General features: G+C 63.8%; 11 protein-coding genes. 1 reads left to right on the top strand and 10 read right to left on the bottom strand.

From position 1 onward, the window contains the following. Positions 1-179: 179 nt before the first annotated feature. Positions 180-1,391, bottom strand: coding sequence for a glycosyltransferase (locus SJI03_RS14490; RefSeq protein WP_322427638.1), 1,212 nt, complete (start codon positions 1,389-1,391; stop codon positions 180-182). Positions 1,392-1,707: 316 nt separating this feature from the next. Here SJI03_RS14490 and SJI03_RS14485 point away from each other — a divergent pair, with 316 nt between their 5' ends. After that, complete coding sequence (locus SJI03_RS14485) at positions 1,708-2,700, top strand: glycosyltransferase (protein ID WP_322427637.1); 993 nt, start codon at positions 1,708-1,710, stop codon at positions 2,698-2,700. A 50-nt stretch (positions 2,701-2,750) separates the two neighbouring features. On the opposite strand, the gene SJI03_RS14480 is transcribed toward SJI03_RS14485, so the two are convergent. The 9 genes from SJI03_RS14480 to epsE all read right to left on the bottom strand — a co-directional run bounded on the left by SJI03_RS14480 (position 2,751) and on the right by epsE (position 13,855). Then, positions 2,751-4,982: a heparinase II/III domain-containing protein gene (locus SJI03_RS14480; RefSeq protein WP_099378959.1), complete on the bottom strand. Its 2,232-nt coding sequence runs from the start codon at positions 4,980-4,982 to the stop codon at positions 2,751-2,753. Between the two features lie 204 nt (positions 4,983-5,186). Continuing rightward, positions 5,187-6,131, bottom strand: a complete 945-nt coding sequence (locus tag SJI03_RS14475) for a glycosyltransferase family A protein (RefSeq protein WP_322427636.1) — start codon at positions 6,129-6,131, stop codon at positions 5,187-5,189. Then, the gene (locus SJI03_RS14470; protein WP_099378957.1) at positions 6,131-7,549 is read right to left on the bottom strand and encodes an O-antigen ligase family protein; all 1,419 of its coding nucleotides are present in this window, start codon (positions 7,547-7,549) and stop codon (positions 6,131-6,133) included. Before SJI03_RS14470 ends, SJI03_RS14475 begins: the two co-directional genes overlap by 1 nt. Next, positions 7,542-9,080, bottom strand: a complete 1,539-nt coding sequence (locus SJI03_RS14465) for a lipopolysaccharide biosynthesis protein (protein WP_322427635.1) — start codon at positions 9,078-9,080, stop codon at positions 7,542-7,544. Before SJI03_RS14465 ends, SJI03_RS14470 begins: the two co-directional genes overlap by 8 nt. Before the next feature lie 64 nt (positions 9,081-9,144). Further along, positions 9,145-9,831: an exosortase-associated protein EpsI, B-type gene (gene epsI / locus SJI03_RS14460; RefSeq protein ID WP_322427634.1), complete on the bottom strand. Its 687-nt coding sequence runs from the start codon at positions 9,829-9,831 to the stop codon at positions 9,145-9,147. Further along, positions 9,828-10,715, bottom strand: a complete 888-nt coding sequence (xrtB, locus tag SJI03_RS14455; RefSeq protein WP_099378954.1) for an exosortase B — start codon at positions 10,713-10,715, stop codon at positions 9,828-9,830. Before xrtB ends, epsI begins: the two co-directional genes overlap by 4 nt. A gap of 20 nt (positions 10,716-10,735) precedes the next feature. Further along, entirely contained in the window at positions 10,736-11,614 is an 879-nt protein-coding gene (gene epsG / locus SJI03_RS14450; RefSeq protein ID WP_035828798.1) for a chain length determinant protein tyrosine kinase EpsG, read from the bottom strand. A gap of 13 nt (positions 11,615-11,627) precedes the next feature. Beyond that, positions 11,628-13,025 carry a chain length determinant protein EpsF gene (gene epsF, locus SJI03_RS14445; protein WP_099378953.1) on the bottom strand — a complete coding sequence of 466 codons (1,398 nt, stop codon included), beginning with the start codon at positions 13,023-13,025 and terminating at the stop codon, positions 11,628-11,630. A gap of 41 nt (positions 13,026-13,066) precedes the next feature. Beyond that, positions 13,067-13,855 (bottom strand): polysaccharide export protein EpsE, encoded by a 789-nt coding sequence (gene epsE / locus SJI03_RS14440; protein WP_099378952.1) that lies wholly within the window; start codon positions 13,853-13,855, stop codon positions 13,067-13,069. Between the last annotated feature and the right edge of the window lie 18 nt (positions 13,856-13,873).

Here is a 13,873-nt window from a genome sequence, read left to right as displayed (position 1 = left end):
GTAGTCATATTGGTATTATATGTTGTACTTTTGTAATTTAGACGCGAAGACAAATATATTTGCTGCATTGCGCTAACATCTACAACAATTTTCTTCCAGGGAACACGACCCATGGTGCATTCTGAGCGCCGTTTACGTGTTCGGCAACAACTTCTTGCCTGCTCATCCAGCCACGGGCGTCAACGGTGCGCGCTGGCCAAATCCTGGTAGCGCTGCGCCAGTAGCTGCGCCAGCACGCGGTAGCTGCGCTGCGCCTCGATATAGGCGCCGCCAGCCTGGGCGCGGGTGCGCGCTGCGGGCACATCGGACAAGATGGCCGTCATCGCCGCAGCCATCGCGGCCGGTTCGCTGGCCGTCAGCCAGCCTGCGTCGCTGGCCGTCAGCACTTCGGCCTGGTCCGGACTGTCATTGCCCACGGCCGGCATGCGCAGGGCCAGGTATTCGAGCAGCTTGGTGGGCGAACTGACGTCGAACAGGGCGCCACGGGGAATATACGACAGCGCGGCATCGGCCCCGGCCAGCAGGGGCCACGCCTGGTCCGAGGGCAGCCAGCCCGTCACGCGCACGGCCCCGGCCAGGCCGGCGCGCTGCGCATAGGCCAGCAAATCATCGACGTCGGATGGCGTATCGGAAGCGCCGATCAGCAGCAGGCAGGCATCCGGGATGTGCCGGCGCACGATCAGCAAGGCGTCCAGCAAGCGTTCCAGCTGGCGCGACTGGTCGAGTGTGCCAAGGTAGGCCAGCAAGGGCACCTCCTCCCAGCCCCCCGGACGGACGAGCGCGATGGCTTGCGCCTGCAACACTTCCATGTCGACACCCATGGGCACGGCCGTGAGGCGCTGCGCCGCGATGCCGCGTGCCCGCATCATGCGCAGCATCGCTTCGCTTTGCACGAAGACGTGATTAGCGCGCGGCAACACAATGCGGTACAGCAACCATTGTTCGAGCAAGCCCTTGCACAGCACCAGGCGCGCGCGCAAGGTGGGGCGCTGCGCCAGGCTGCTGCGCGCGCGTTCGATGCGTCCCTCGCTGATCAGGTAAGACACCCAGTAATAGAACGGTATGCCCTTCAGACGCGCCACCAGCATGGCGAGCAGGCCCGTGGGCACCATGTCGCGCACCTGGATCGCATCGCAACTGGCGCGGCGGGCGCCCACCAGGACGCGCAGGCAAAGCCACTGAAACGCCAGTTCGCGCAAGAGACGGCTGTCCAGGAAACGCCCGTGGCGCACGGAGCGAAAGCCCTGCGCCTGCGGCGCCTGTTGCGACGGCATGCCGACGATATCGCATTCGACGCCATGGCGCGGCAGGTATTTGCCGAACAGCACCGCGACATCAGGGCGAAACGTGGGCAGGCTTTCCGGCACCAGTTGCAAAATCTTCAGGGACATAGGCGGCTCGACGGCAAAAGAAGGTTGAGGCAGATACAATACGCCATGCGCCGAAGCATATCATACCCTTACGAAATAATTAATTATATTGCACTAATAACATCAAGCCAACGTTGCGCCAGCAGCGAACGGCAATGGCGCGGCAAACTGGCCGCAGCGTGACAGCTCTTTCATTGAAACAATGTGTAAACATCTATTTTAATGCTATTATAATAATTCCGTCGATTGCCAATCATTAATTTAGTGATAACAACCGCCGGAACGGCGCTGGCTGTTGTTTTAATGTGATAATGTTCATTTTTAATAAGGCGCAACAATGATCCATGTGCTGCTGTCGGAAGCGGGAACCTACCACGACATCGTCGAGCATCTGGCGGCAGGCGGCGCGCGCGTGACGCATATCGGGCCGGATGCGCAGGCGCAGCCGCAGATGCGCAGAAAACTGTCCATCCTGGCGGCCATGCTGTCGCCGTCGCTGTTGCGTACGCGCAAATTATGGCACCAGCAAGACCGTTTGCTGGTCGTCGGCTGGCAGGCCCTGCCCGTGCTGGCGCTGATACGCCTGGGCCTGCTACCGCGCCCGCAGCGCCTGCTCGTGATGGCCTGTTTCATCCATGGCACGCGGGCCCGCAACGTGATCAACCGGGCCTGGCGCCTGCTCAATTTCCCCGGACTGGAATTCATTACGTTTTCCAGCGGCGAAACGCTGAACCTGACCGACAACGTCGGCATCGCGCCCGCCGCCGTGCACTTCCACCTGTGGCGCCAGCATCTCGACGGCGCCACCACGGCGGCCCAGCGGCAAGATGACGGCAGCATCTTCGCCGGCGGCTTTTCCAACCGCGATTACGACCTGTTGCTGGACGCGGCGCGTGGGCTGGAAGCGCACCTGGTAATCGTGGCGTCGGCGCAAAACCAGATCCCCGCGCAAGACCCGGCGCGGACGACGGTCCATCTCGACTTGCCGGAAGCGCAGTTTGAAAGGTTGCTGGCAGGCAGCCGGGTAGTCGCCATGCCACTGAAAAGCCAGGGCGAGGCGTGTGGCCAGAGCGTGCTGCTGCGGGTATTGCGCAATGGCAAACCGCTGATCGCCACGCGCCACGAAGCCATCGAAGCGTATCTGGGGCGCGATTACGCGGGCTTCGTTGCCGCCGGCGACAGCGCCGCCATGCGCGAAGGCTTGCGGCGCGCCCTGTCCGACGACGCCTTCCGGGAAGCATTGGCCGGACAAGTGTCGCGCGCCTATGCCCGGATGGAGCAGCGCGGCGGACCGGGCCAGGAAATCGAACAATTTCTGCTGGCGCCTTGAAAAAAATCCACTGCCGCAACAACGACAGTGGATTTTGTTGGAACCAGCGGTCAGTTCGGCAATGTCACCACTTGCTTGCCGACCGTCAGCGTGCGGGCCGTGCCGTTGCTGCCCAGCTTGATCAACGGCTTCTTGCAGCCGACATCGAGCACCGTGAGGAACTCGCCGCTCAGCGCCGCGGCCGACTTGATGAACACCCCATGCTCTTCATAGGTGCCGGGCTGCGGCGGAGGTCCCGTGCGCTTTTCGAAACGCGCACCGGTGCTGACCGGCACCACGCACACCTTGCGGCCCTGATTCGTCACCGAGATCGCGCCGCCGGCGTCGACCACGATAGGCGCATACGTATGGAAGTTCCACTCGAACACGCGCGGCGTGGCCGAGGTCACCTGGTCCTGCACCACCACGGCGTCCATGGTGCGCAAATACCACAGCTTGCGCAGCGCCGATTTGAGCTGGCCGCCATAGGCCAGCGTGGCGTCGCCCGCCACATAGTCGACGGTTGCCTTGGGAGCAAAGGCGGTAATGCGGCCGTTGCGCGCCATGGTCGTTTCATAACCGTCGACCAGCTGGCCCTGGCCATTGTCGAACGTCAAGGCATTGTGCGCCTTGGTCTGGCGGTACCATGACGTCCACAGCGGCGAATCGTACCAGTCGTACCAGCCGCTTTCCGTCAGCAGGGGTACGCCCGCGCTGGCCAGCACAAAGCCGTTCTGGTCGCCATGACTGTGATTGAACGAACCATAGGGACTCGATTTGAAATACACCGAGGTACGCTGCAGATTGCCGATGTCGCTGTGCATGGCGGCCCAGCCGATGCTCGGGTAATACGCCGAGTTGGCTGGCGGCGCGGGCGTGACCACCGTCGCCACCGGCAACGGGTACGGCGCCTGCAGCGTAGCCAGCGAATCGTCGGTACGGATCAGGTTCTTGAAATACCACGCCGCGGCAGGCGTGGCGAAATGCGCGGCGAAACCCTTCATCATGCGGATTTCAGGCAGCGTCTCGTGCCCGTCGCCAAACACGTGGGTCTGCGAACCGGGTGGCACGAAATGCATCAGGTAATCGAGGAAGCCGCTGGCCCAGGGCTTGGTGAACAGGTCGACCTTGGTCGCGTAAGCCAGGGCGGGCCAGATCTGCAGCGCGTAGTCGGCCTCATACTCGGCATACGCCGTGCCGTTGGCAAAACCGCCCTCGGGACCGCTCCACACGCTGTAGGAACTGACAAAGGCGCGGAACGAAAAATCGAACCAGTCCTTCGCCTCCGGGATATCGCCCAGGGACAGCGTTGAAATCAGCGTCAGGAAACCGATATTGCTGGCGGCGTGGGAATCGTAGGGATACTGGTCCAGGCGCCCCGTCTGCGCTGCCAGGTCGAGGTACATCGCATTCGTGCGTACGCGCACCTTGTCCAGCCACAGGGCGCGGCGCGGCGCATCGAGGGCGCTGCCCAGGTTGTCGACCGCCTTGATCAGGCTTTGCGCAATGGCGCGGTTACCCTGGTCATGGTTGACAAAACTGGTACCGCCGCTCGTACTGAGCGCGGCATGCTGGTCGCCACGCTTGAGCGCCTCTACCAGGTACTGGTTCTCGCCCGTCACGCGATACAGCAGCGAGGCCGCCTCAAGCTGGCGTGCGCTCAGATTCGTGCGCGAAATGACGCGCGCATTCTGCGCCTCGTTGGCGGCAGTGCGTACCTTGCCTGGCGACAAAGGCCACTCGGCGTCGGAAACGGGCGCGAGTTCCGTCATGTTGCGCTTGACTTCATTGCTCAGCCAGGTCAGCACCTGGCTGCGGTCGGCGCGCTTGGCCGCGCTCCAGCTCGCAAAAAAGGTCGCATTATCCTCCAGGCCGCGCGGGCGCGGACGCAATACGACGGCCGCGCGCAAGGTGGCGTTTTCCGGCACTTCGAACACTTTCGATGTGGCATCGATCACAAAAGTTCGCGGACTCGACCACTCATTGCTCGTGCTGGGACGCACGCGCCAGCTATATGTGCCTGCCGCAAATTTCTTGGATGGCAGGTACCAGTTGCGCGCCGATGTGAAGGTGCTGACCACGGTGCCCGCGGAACGCACTTCAATCAGATAGGACGCCGGCGACTGCGGATGGCGCGACCAGCTGAAGCTGGGGGGATTTTGCGGCTGGATCTGGCGGTTGTCCGGCAAGGTGCGGATAGCCAGCGGATCGGTCGCGAGCGCCCAGTCGGCCTGGGCCTGGCCGCAAGCCGAACAGACGAGCAGTAGCGCTACCTTGACCAGTGTATATTTAGCGAATTTCATAGATTACCTTCTTAACATCAACTATCGAGCAAGATACCGCCGCTGCGTGGGGCATATCATACGCCTCCTGTCGAGGCTGCTTGCGAGACACAGGACGGCCCGCCGTACAAGATCGGGCAAAAGGCGAAGACACTGCGGAAGGCACTGCGAATACCTGCAGCATATACCTAAAGTATTCTTTCAAGCATTAATATTAGTTTCAGCTCAGCCAATAATGTGCGTTTCGCGCCACATTTGCCATTTGACGGCGAGCCGGGTCGGCAGCAAACAGCACAAAGCCAGGGCCACCCACCAGTGACGCGACATGCCGCCGCTGGCGGCGCGACGCAGCCCGGCCAGCGCTTCGCCGCGCCGGCCCCGCGCCAGCGCCGCGCGCGCCACGCTGACGCGCGCATCCGACACCAGCCGCAAGGCGGAACGGCGCGCCGGATTGGCCGCCGGCCAGGCCCGGGCGCGCTGCTCCAGCCGTTCGAACGTGGGCGCCAGCACATCGACCGACTCGATCGCGCACAGGCTGCCGGCCACCTCGACACGGTAGGCCACCAGCTGTGCCGGCGTAAACGCCAGCGTCAGACGCTCGGCCAGGCGGAACCACAGGTCCTGGTCCTCGCCAGCCGACTCGCCTTCCGGAAAGCACGGTTGCAAGGGCAACAAGTCGCGGCGCCAGATGGCCACCGAATTCGTACAGAAAAACGGTCCGCCACGGCGGCGCCGCTCGAAAAAGTCGTCCAGCAGGCGCGTCTCGCGCACTGCCGCGCCCTGGTAGCTGAGCGCCGCCAGGCTGCTGTCCGGTATGCGTTCGAAGCCGCAGGCGAAAAATGAACCCGACGGATGCGCGCGCGCCATGGCCACCATGGTTTCCAGATACACGGGGCCATACCAGTCGTCCGCATCGAGAAAACAGATCAATTCGCCACGCGCTTCCTGGATGCCGCGGTTACGCGCGCGCGACACGCCGCCATTCGCCTGACTTACCAGCCGCACGCGCGCATCGGCGCAGGCCAGCACGCGCTGCGCGCCATCATCGCTGGAACCATCATCGACCACCACCACTTCCCATTCGGCATGGGTTTGCGCCAGCACCGAGGCCAGCGCCGCTTCGATATACGGCCCCTTGTTATACAGCGGCACGATGACCGAGCACAGCATCAGGCCATCCCCGGCACGCGCACCTTGCGCGCCCTGACGGCCTGCCGGTCGGCCACCGGGTAATACGCCGTCACGATGATGAGCAACAGCAAATGCGTCATCGCCTCGGCGGCAAAGCCCGTCAGCGACAGCGGCACTTCGCTGATCGAACGGATGGCGATGAGGACGAACAGGGCCATCGACAGGCCCTGGCTGGCCCGCGCCGTGCGCGCGCAGGCATACAGCAGCGCCATGGCATACAGTACCAGACCGATGGCGCCGATGGTGCCGGCGCTGGCCAGGCTCTGGTAAAACTGGCTATGCGCATGGGTGGCGTAGGGCATGCCGATGCTGACGCGGAACGCGTCATCCCACAGCGGCAAGCCGTAGCCGAAGACGGGATTCTTGTGCCATTCCTGCACCGCCACCTGCCAGATCACGTCGCGTCCCGTCAAGCTGATCAGGTCGAAGCCTTCGTTGCTCGATGCAAAGCGCGCCAGCTTGGCGTCGAGATTGCCGAACATCACCAACAACATGCCCAGCACGCACAGCAGGATGAAGCAGAAGATGCCGATGATCGACAATTGCGGGCGGCGGTAATCGAACAGGCGCTCCTTGATCTGCTCGCGGAAACCGAAATACGCGACACAGGCAAAGCACAGGATGCAGGCGACCCAGCTGGTTTTCGATTGCGCCAGCAACAGGCTGGCCAGGCCCATGCCCCAGGCGAACAGGTTCAGCAGGCGCGAAGCATAAGGCTTGCGCCACAAGCACAGCAGGAACACCACCACCATCGGTCCCAGGCTGTTGGCGTGATTGGCCAGGCCCGCATAGCGGATGCTGAGGAAGGGAATCAGGCCGTGGTAATTCTTGTTGATGACCATGTTCGGCTTCCAGGCAAACACGGCTGCGCTGAGCACCAGGAACAGCAAGGTGGCGTTGCGCATCGAGATGACGCTCAGGTCGACCTCCTTCGGCGTCATCAGCAAGGCCGCATAGCCGGCCAGGAACATGTACAGGTATTCATGCGACACATCGGTATGACGCCCCAGCAGGGCCGGGCTGACGATATTGCTGAGGAAATACACGAACAGCGCCCAGAACAGCAGCATCGGCATCGGCTGGACCTTGTCGCGCGAAGTCAGGCGGTGCAACATGCGCTCGCCGCAGGCAAAGATCACGAACAGGGACGTGAGCCGGCCAAACCAGGCGCTGGCCGGATGCCGCACCACCGTCTGCATGCCCAGCAGGAGGTCATTGCCCGAGATATCGCGGTTCGACAGGATGGCCGCCACGGCGATCGACAGCAGTACCGGATAGAACACATAGGGCACCAGTCCCGTCTCGCGCTTGCTGCCCCAATGAATGCTCAAGGCGATCACGAACACCACCACCAGCGCGGCGACCACGGCAAACAGGCCAAACAGTATTTCACTCATGTAGTTCTCGCGTATCCAGTAAGTTGTCGCGCGCGCCACAGCGGGCGCGCAGATAAGAGACCACCTTGGCCGGCAGCGGCGGGCTGAAGCGGGCCAGCATGCCCACCGCGCGCGCGCCCAGCAGTTCTGGCCAGGCCAGCACGGCCAGTAACAGGGTCAGGCCGCCGAACACCGCGCCGCCCAGGAAAGCAGGCAGCGGATGGCTGCCGCCCAGGCCGCACAACACGGCGCCGCCACAGCTGCCGGCGGCGGCCAGCAAGCCCATGGCCAGGCCGCGCGCGGCCAGCGGCGCCAGGTCGCCCAGCCCCACCTGCAGGCGCACGCACGCCACCGTGCCCACCACCAGCGCCCGTGCCAGCAAGGTGCCGGCGGCGATCATGGCGACCACCGCCCCGCCCTGCCCCGCCCACAGCACCAGCGCCGCGCCAGCCAGCACGATCAGCGGCAGCTGCAGCAGGCTTTCCAGGTGCTTGCCGCCCGTATTCCATAAAATCGGCGTCGACATGCCCCACGTGATATACGCGGGCATGGCCAGCGCCAATATGCTCAGCACGATGCCCGACTCTTGCCACACCTTGCCGTACAACACGCCGATCAAGTCCGGCGCCGTCATCGCCAGCAGCACGAACAGCGGCAGGATGATGATCCAGATGGTCGCCAGCACCGACAGATAGGTGTCGCGCAGGCGCGGCAGATCGTCCTGCAGCTTGGCGCCCGTGGCCAGGAACGCCGGCTGCAAGGCGCTCAGGAACAGCGAATTGGGCGTATTGGCCAGGTTGTAGCCGACCGCATACACGCCCACCGCGTGGGCGTTGAGGAAGCGGCCCAGGAACACGCGGTCCATATTGTTCAGGCACCAGTTGCACAGATTCGTCACGAACACCGTCACGCCCACATTCGTCGAGCGCCGCGCGCCCTCGTACCACAGCAGCGGCTTGAGCGAGAAACGCGTGCGCGCATACGTCAGCACCAGCGCCGTGGAAGCCTGTCCCAGCCAGGCGCACACGAGAGTCCACACGCCGGCGCCCGCATACGCGAGCGGCAAGCCCACCAGCAGGTAGCCGACGATGTAGCTGCTCACCTGGATGATGTTGAGCCAGCGGAAATCGAGGGCGCGCCGCAGCAGGCTGCTGCCCGGCGCCGTCAGGGCATTCAGCAGGCAGGTCAGGCTCATCCAGGCGATCACGGGCGCGATGCGCGGTTCCTTGAAGTACGCGGCGATCCACGGCGCCATGAAAAACAGCAAGGTCATGGCCGCCAGGCCCGTCAGCGCCTGCCACGTCACCGTGAAGCGCACGTCTTCCTCGCTGAGCGTGCGGTTTTGCACCAGCCCCCAGGAAAAACCGAAATCGGCCAGAAAGTTGCTAAATGTCAGCACAATCAGTCCCATGGCAAACAAGCCGTAGTTTTCCGGCCCCAGCAGGCGCGCCAGCACCACTTGCGTGACCAGTTGCAGGCCAAACATGAGGACCGTGCCCATCGCCGCCCACTTGACGGCGCTGACGCTTTTCTTGTTGATGTCGCTGCTCATGATTCTCGCTGTCTGCCGCGCCGTGCCACGCCCGCTGGCACGCTCTCATCGTTCAAGCCATGCCTCATCCGGGCGGCGCGCCGATCAGGCGGCTACGCTGCGCCGGCGGCATGCTGGCCAGCAAGCCGTTGACGAAATCGGCCTGCAGGCGGTACGCGCGCGGCAAATCCGTATCGATGCTCGACACGCGGAACAGCATGGCGTCGGCGACGGTGCCCGTCAGGCCATAGCGCAATTGTTCCAGGCGCTGCTGCATGCCCACCTTGCTGATCTTGTCGCCGATGGTGATCCAGTATGTGATGGGCTCGCTGCGGTTGCCATTCACGGCCAACAAGCGCTTCACGGGCAGGCTGCCGTAGGCCGAAGCCAGCTCGCCATATTCGTCGCGTTCGACCTGGAAACCCTGCGCCGCGTAGCACACTTCCGGCTTGTGCACGCCCATGTTGTCGCTCTGGTCGCCGCCGTAGGCGATCGACAGCATCACCCGTTCGCCGTGCGCATTGATGTAGGTGCGCGACAGGGTCTGGTTGTAGATCTTGTTCAGGCGTTCCTGGGTTTCCGGATCCACCTGCAGCGGCACGATGGAACTGTCGACGCGCCACTCGCCGAAGGCTTGCGGTATCGCCGCTTCGAGCGAAAAACTCGGGCGTTGGTCGGCCATCTTCACGCCCGGCGCCACGCCGTGGCTGAGGATGGCCGCGCCCAGCAGCAAGGCGCCCAGCAGCATATTCATGCGCAGTGCCGCGTTCATGTCGACGCTCCCACGGTTGGCGCGCGGTCCGCCTGGCGCTTGCGCACGATCCACTGCAGCAAGCTGTCGACACTGAGGATCAGCAGCAGCGCTGAAATGAACAGCACCATGCCGGCGAAGCCATGCAGGAAGCCCTGCCCGGCCGCGTCGCCGAAGTAATACGTGATCAGGGTCAGCACAATCACGCGGATGACATTGGCAGTGAAGGAAATCGGTACGATCAGCAGGGCCAGCACGATGTTGCGGAACGGCGAAGTATGCCGCACCAGGTTCAGGTAAAACAGGCCCAGCGCTTCAAGCGTCAGCAAGGTCTGCAAGCCGGCGCAGGCGTCGGCCACCAGCAGCTGGTACTGGCCGATCTGCAGGATCACGCCATTGCGGGCGATCGGATAGCCGGCCAGGAAAAGCAGGTGTTCGGTCACATACGAAACCGCCATTTTCATCGGCATGGTCAGGGTCGTCACCAGCGGCAGCGGCAGCGGCACCATGAACAGCATGAAAAAGAAGGGAAACCACAGCACGCGCGCGGCAATCCAGCCGCGCTTGAGCAGCAGCAGCGCCAGGCCGGTGCCGATCAGGGCGAGGATTTCCAGCGACAGGATGTGCTGCGAACGGCCCAGCACATACAGCAGCAGCGCGGCGGCCAGCAGCGGCCAGCCGGCGCGGGCCGGACGGGCGCCAGCGCTCTGCGCCAGCATCTCCGGCCATTTGCGGTAGATCAGCCACAGCGACAGGGCCAGGATGATGGGACCGTGCGCCTGCTCTTCGGTCGACCAGATGCCACGGAACAGCCCGACCAGGCTGGGCGCGAGCATGGCAAGAAAGCCCAACGCCAGCGGCAGCCAGTCCGGCACGGCGGAGCGGCCGGCCTGTGCCGGCGGCATGGCGTGGCCAGGCGCAGCCATCAAAAGTCGACCATCACGGAACCGACCACCTGGGCGCCGCTATGCGTCATTTGCTCGGCCATGGCCGCCACTTCCGCCATCGGCGTCTTGTTCTTGCGCGCCACCAGCAGCACGCCGCCGGCACGCGCGGCCACGGCCAGCGCATCGGAACCGGTGGCATACGCCGGCACGTCGTAGAGCACCACGTCATAGCGGCTTTCCAGCTGCTTGTTGAGCGTGACAAAGGAGGTGCGGCTGAGCAATTCCTGCGGATTCGGCGGCAAGGTGCCGGCAGCCAGCACCGACAGCGCGACAAACGATTCCACCTTGGCGATGATATCGAGTTCGGCGCGGCCGGCCAGCACGTCGGACAGGCCCTGGCGCGTCTTCAGGTCGAAGATTTCCTGCTGGCGCGGCGCGCGCAGGTTGGCGTCGACCAGCAAGGTGTGCTCGCCCAGCTGGGAAAACACCACGGCCAGGTTGGCCGCGAACAGGCTGGCGCCGTCGCCCGGCTCCATGCCCAGCACCACCAGCGACTTGCTGCCGCGGGCGAACCAGCGCAGCATCAGCTGGCTGCGCACGGCGCGCAGGGTTTCCACCTGGTGGCTGAAAGGCTGGTAGGCGGCCACCAGTTCCTGCGGATACTTGCCGGCGCCCGGCTGCAGGTAGGGATAGTCGAACTGGCGCGCCAGCACCTGCTCGATATCGGCTTCCGTGATCAGGCCCAGGCGCAGGGCAGCTTCGCCGAAGCGGATGCCCAGTTCCTTTTGCATGCGCAGCACGCGTTCGGCGTTTTCCGGCGTGATCTTGCCCGATTCGAGCAACAGGCCGCCAATGCTGGAATCGGCGCCGCGCACCAGGGGTGCAGTGGTATTGAGGAGGTGTGGACTTGAAGTCATGATAGGTTCCATCTCAGTTCAGGCGCAAACGGCGCGGCAGCATGCCGCGCATGCGACGCTGTTTAGGTTTCCAGTCGACCACGCCGAACACGGGAATCTGCAGCACTTCGCTCAGATCCTGGTCGGAACGGATACGGCGGTCCAGCAATTCGGCCAGCAGCGCGATGCCGCAGCCCAGCATGAGGCCGAGGAAGATCGACAGCAGCACGTTGCGGGGAATCTTCGGGCTGTCCGGCTCGATCGGCGCCGTGGCCGGGTTGAGCATGGCGATATCGGACTGCTCCGCCTGGCCTTCGATGCGCGTCTGCGACAGGCGCTGCGAAGTCACGTCGAAGGCGCGCTGGGCGCTTTCCACATCCTTGCTCAGCACGCCCATTTCATCGCGCGTCCGGTTCAGTTCCAGCACCTTGGCTTTTTGCGCCGCCAGTGCGGCGCGGATCGCGCCTTCGCGCTGCTGCAGGATCTGTGCATTGTTGCCCACGCTTTGCGAGGTGGCGCGCGTCTGCTCGGCCAGGTCGCGGCGCAGCTTGTCCACTTCCGCCTTGGCGCTCTGGTATTGCGGGTGATTGCGGTCCAGGCGCTGGCCCAGTTCGGCCAATTTACCCTCGGCATTGCCCAGGCCCAGCTTCAGGCTCTGGATCAGCGGATTCGACGCCACGTCCGGCGATTCGGACAGGTTGCCGCCCTGCGCCATGCGCTGGCGCGAATTGGCTTCCATGGCCTGGCCCTGCGCCAGCACCAGTTGCGCCGACAGGTCGTTCAAGCGGTTCGATTCCACGTCCAGGCGGTTGTCGACGCTGACGATGCCGTTATCCTGCTGGTATTTCGACAAACGGCTTTGCGCGCGCTCGACGTTATCGCGCAGCAATTTGGTCTGGTCATCGAAGTAAGTCGTCGCCTTGCGCATCGGATCGACCTTCAGCTGGATGCTGACCTTTTGGTACTGTTCCGCAAAGGCGTTCGAGACGGCCGCGACGAATTGCGGGTCGGCGCCCTTGAAGCTGACATCGACCACGCTGCTTTCGCGCGACGGCATCACTTCGAGTTTCTTCAGCAGCAAGTCGGCCAGCCAGTCGCGCACCGTGCCCTTGCCTTGTGCCGCGTCATTGAACTGGGCGATCACGGCAGGGCTGCGCGCCAGTTCCAGCTGGTCGACGACGCGCAAGGCCACGTTCTTGCTGCCGATAATATCGACCTGGGTCGCCATGTAGCCAGGCAGCAACTGCCCCGGCATGGTCATGCCCGTCAAGGGATCGACGCCCTTGTAGTTCAGCAGCAGGGTGCTGGTGGCCTTGTAGGTCTTCGGCAGCACCAGGCTGACGCCCAGCGCCAGCGCCACGGTGATCATCAAGGTCAGCAGCACAATCTTCTTGCGCGCCCGAAGGATCAGCAATAGTTGGGTGAGGTTCATTTGGAAACTTTCAATACAAAAAGGTAGGGAGCCAGTTGCTCTTAGAACAGGCTTTCCTGGACATACACGACATCGTCGACGCGCAGCAGGTCGTCATGCTTGACCGGCAGCACTTCCATCTCGCCGGCCGCATTGCGGCGCTTGACGCGCACGCCGCGTTCGGTGCCGCGCAAGGTCAGGCCACCGCCCACGGACAGGGCTTGCAGCACGGTCATGTTGCGTTCCAGGCGGAAGGCGCCCGGACGCTGGACTTCGCCGTAGATGTAGAAGCGCGGCGCGCGTTCCACGTAGATGATGTCGTTGCCGCCCACTTCCATGTCGCCCTTCAGGTCGCCGTTGCGCACGATGTCGAGGATATCGGCCACGTCGCGCGTGGCAGTGCCGCTGCGCTTGCGGATCACGGTGATCTGGTCGGCACCGTCAGGACTGACGCCGCCGGCCATGGCCAGCATGTCCATCACGCTGCGCTTGCCTTCCACCGGGTAACGGCCCGGGCGGTTCACCTGGCCCAGCACGGATGCCTGCTGGCTTTGCAGGCTGGTGACGATGATGTTGACTTGCGCCTTGCGCAGGAAGCCGCCGCTCTCGAGCAGGCCGCCCAGTTTCTTTTCCGCTGCCGACGTGGACAGGCCGCCGACGGCCACCGCGCCCACCAGAGGGAAGGTGATTTCCCCCGCTTCGCTGACGCGCGTCTCCAGGCCCAGATCCGGGTTGCCGTAGACGGAAATTTTCAGCACATCACCAGCCCCAAGGGGGACATCGGCTGCACCGGCCATGCCTGCGGCGAGGGCCAGAAAGGCCGCCATCATCCAGTTTGCGAGTCGTTTCATGATTGCAGATTCCCGTTG

Source organism: Janthinobacterium sp. GMG1 (genome assembly GCF_034427795.1).
Lineage (GTDB): Bacteria > Pseudomonadota > Gammaproteobacteria > Burkholderiales > Burkholderiaceae_D > Janthinobacterium.
This window is presented reverse-complemented; position numbering and strand designations above follow the sequence as displayed.

Bases quoted from the DNA above. Each gene is read 5' to 3' on its own strand.
- SJI03_RS14490 (WP_322427638.1), bottom strand. From the start codon at position 1,391: ATGTCCCTGAAGATTTTGCAACTGGTGCCGGAAAGCCTGCCCACGTTT.
- SJI03_RS14485 (WP_322427637.1), top strand. From the start codon at position 1,708: ATGATCCATGTGCTGCTGTCGGAAGCGGGAACCTACCACGACATCGTC.
- SJI03_RS14480 (WP_099378959.1), bottom strand. From the start codon at position 4,982: ATGAAATTCGCTAAATATACACTGGTCAAGGTAGCGCTACTGCTCGTC.
- SJI03_RS14475 (WP_322427636.1), bottom strand. From the start codon at position 6,131: ATGCTGTGCTCGGTCATCGTGCCGCTGTATAACAAGGGGCCGTATATC.
- SJI03_RS14470 (WP_099378957.1), bottom strand. From the start codon at position 7,549: ATGAGTGAAATACTGTTTGGCCTGTTTGCCGTGGTCGCCGCGCTGGTG.
- SJI03_RS14465 (WP_322427635.1), bottom strand. From the start codon at position 9,080: ATGAGCAGCGACATCAACAAGAAAAGCGTCAGCGCCGTCAAGTGGGCG.
- epsI (WP_322427634.1), bottom strand. From the start codon at position 9,831: ATGAACGCGGCACTGCGCATGAATATGCTGCTGGGCGCCTTGCTGCTG.
- xrtB (WP_099378954.1), bottom strand. From the start codon at position 10,715: ATGCCGCCGGCACAGGCCGGCCGCTCCGCCGTGCCGGACTGGCTGCCG.
- epsG (WP_035828798.1), bottom strand. From the start codon at position 11,614: ATGACTTCAAGTCCACACCTCCTCAATACCACTGCACCCCTGGTGCGC.
- epsF (WP_099378953.1), bottom strand. From the start codon at position 13,025: ATGAACCTCACCCAACTATTGCTGATCCTTCGGGCGCGCAAGAAGATT.
- epsE (WP_099378952.1), bottom strand. From the start codon at position 13,855: ATGAAACGACTCGCAAACTGGATGATGGCGGCCTTTCTGGCCCTCGCC.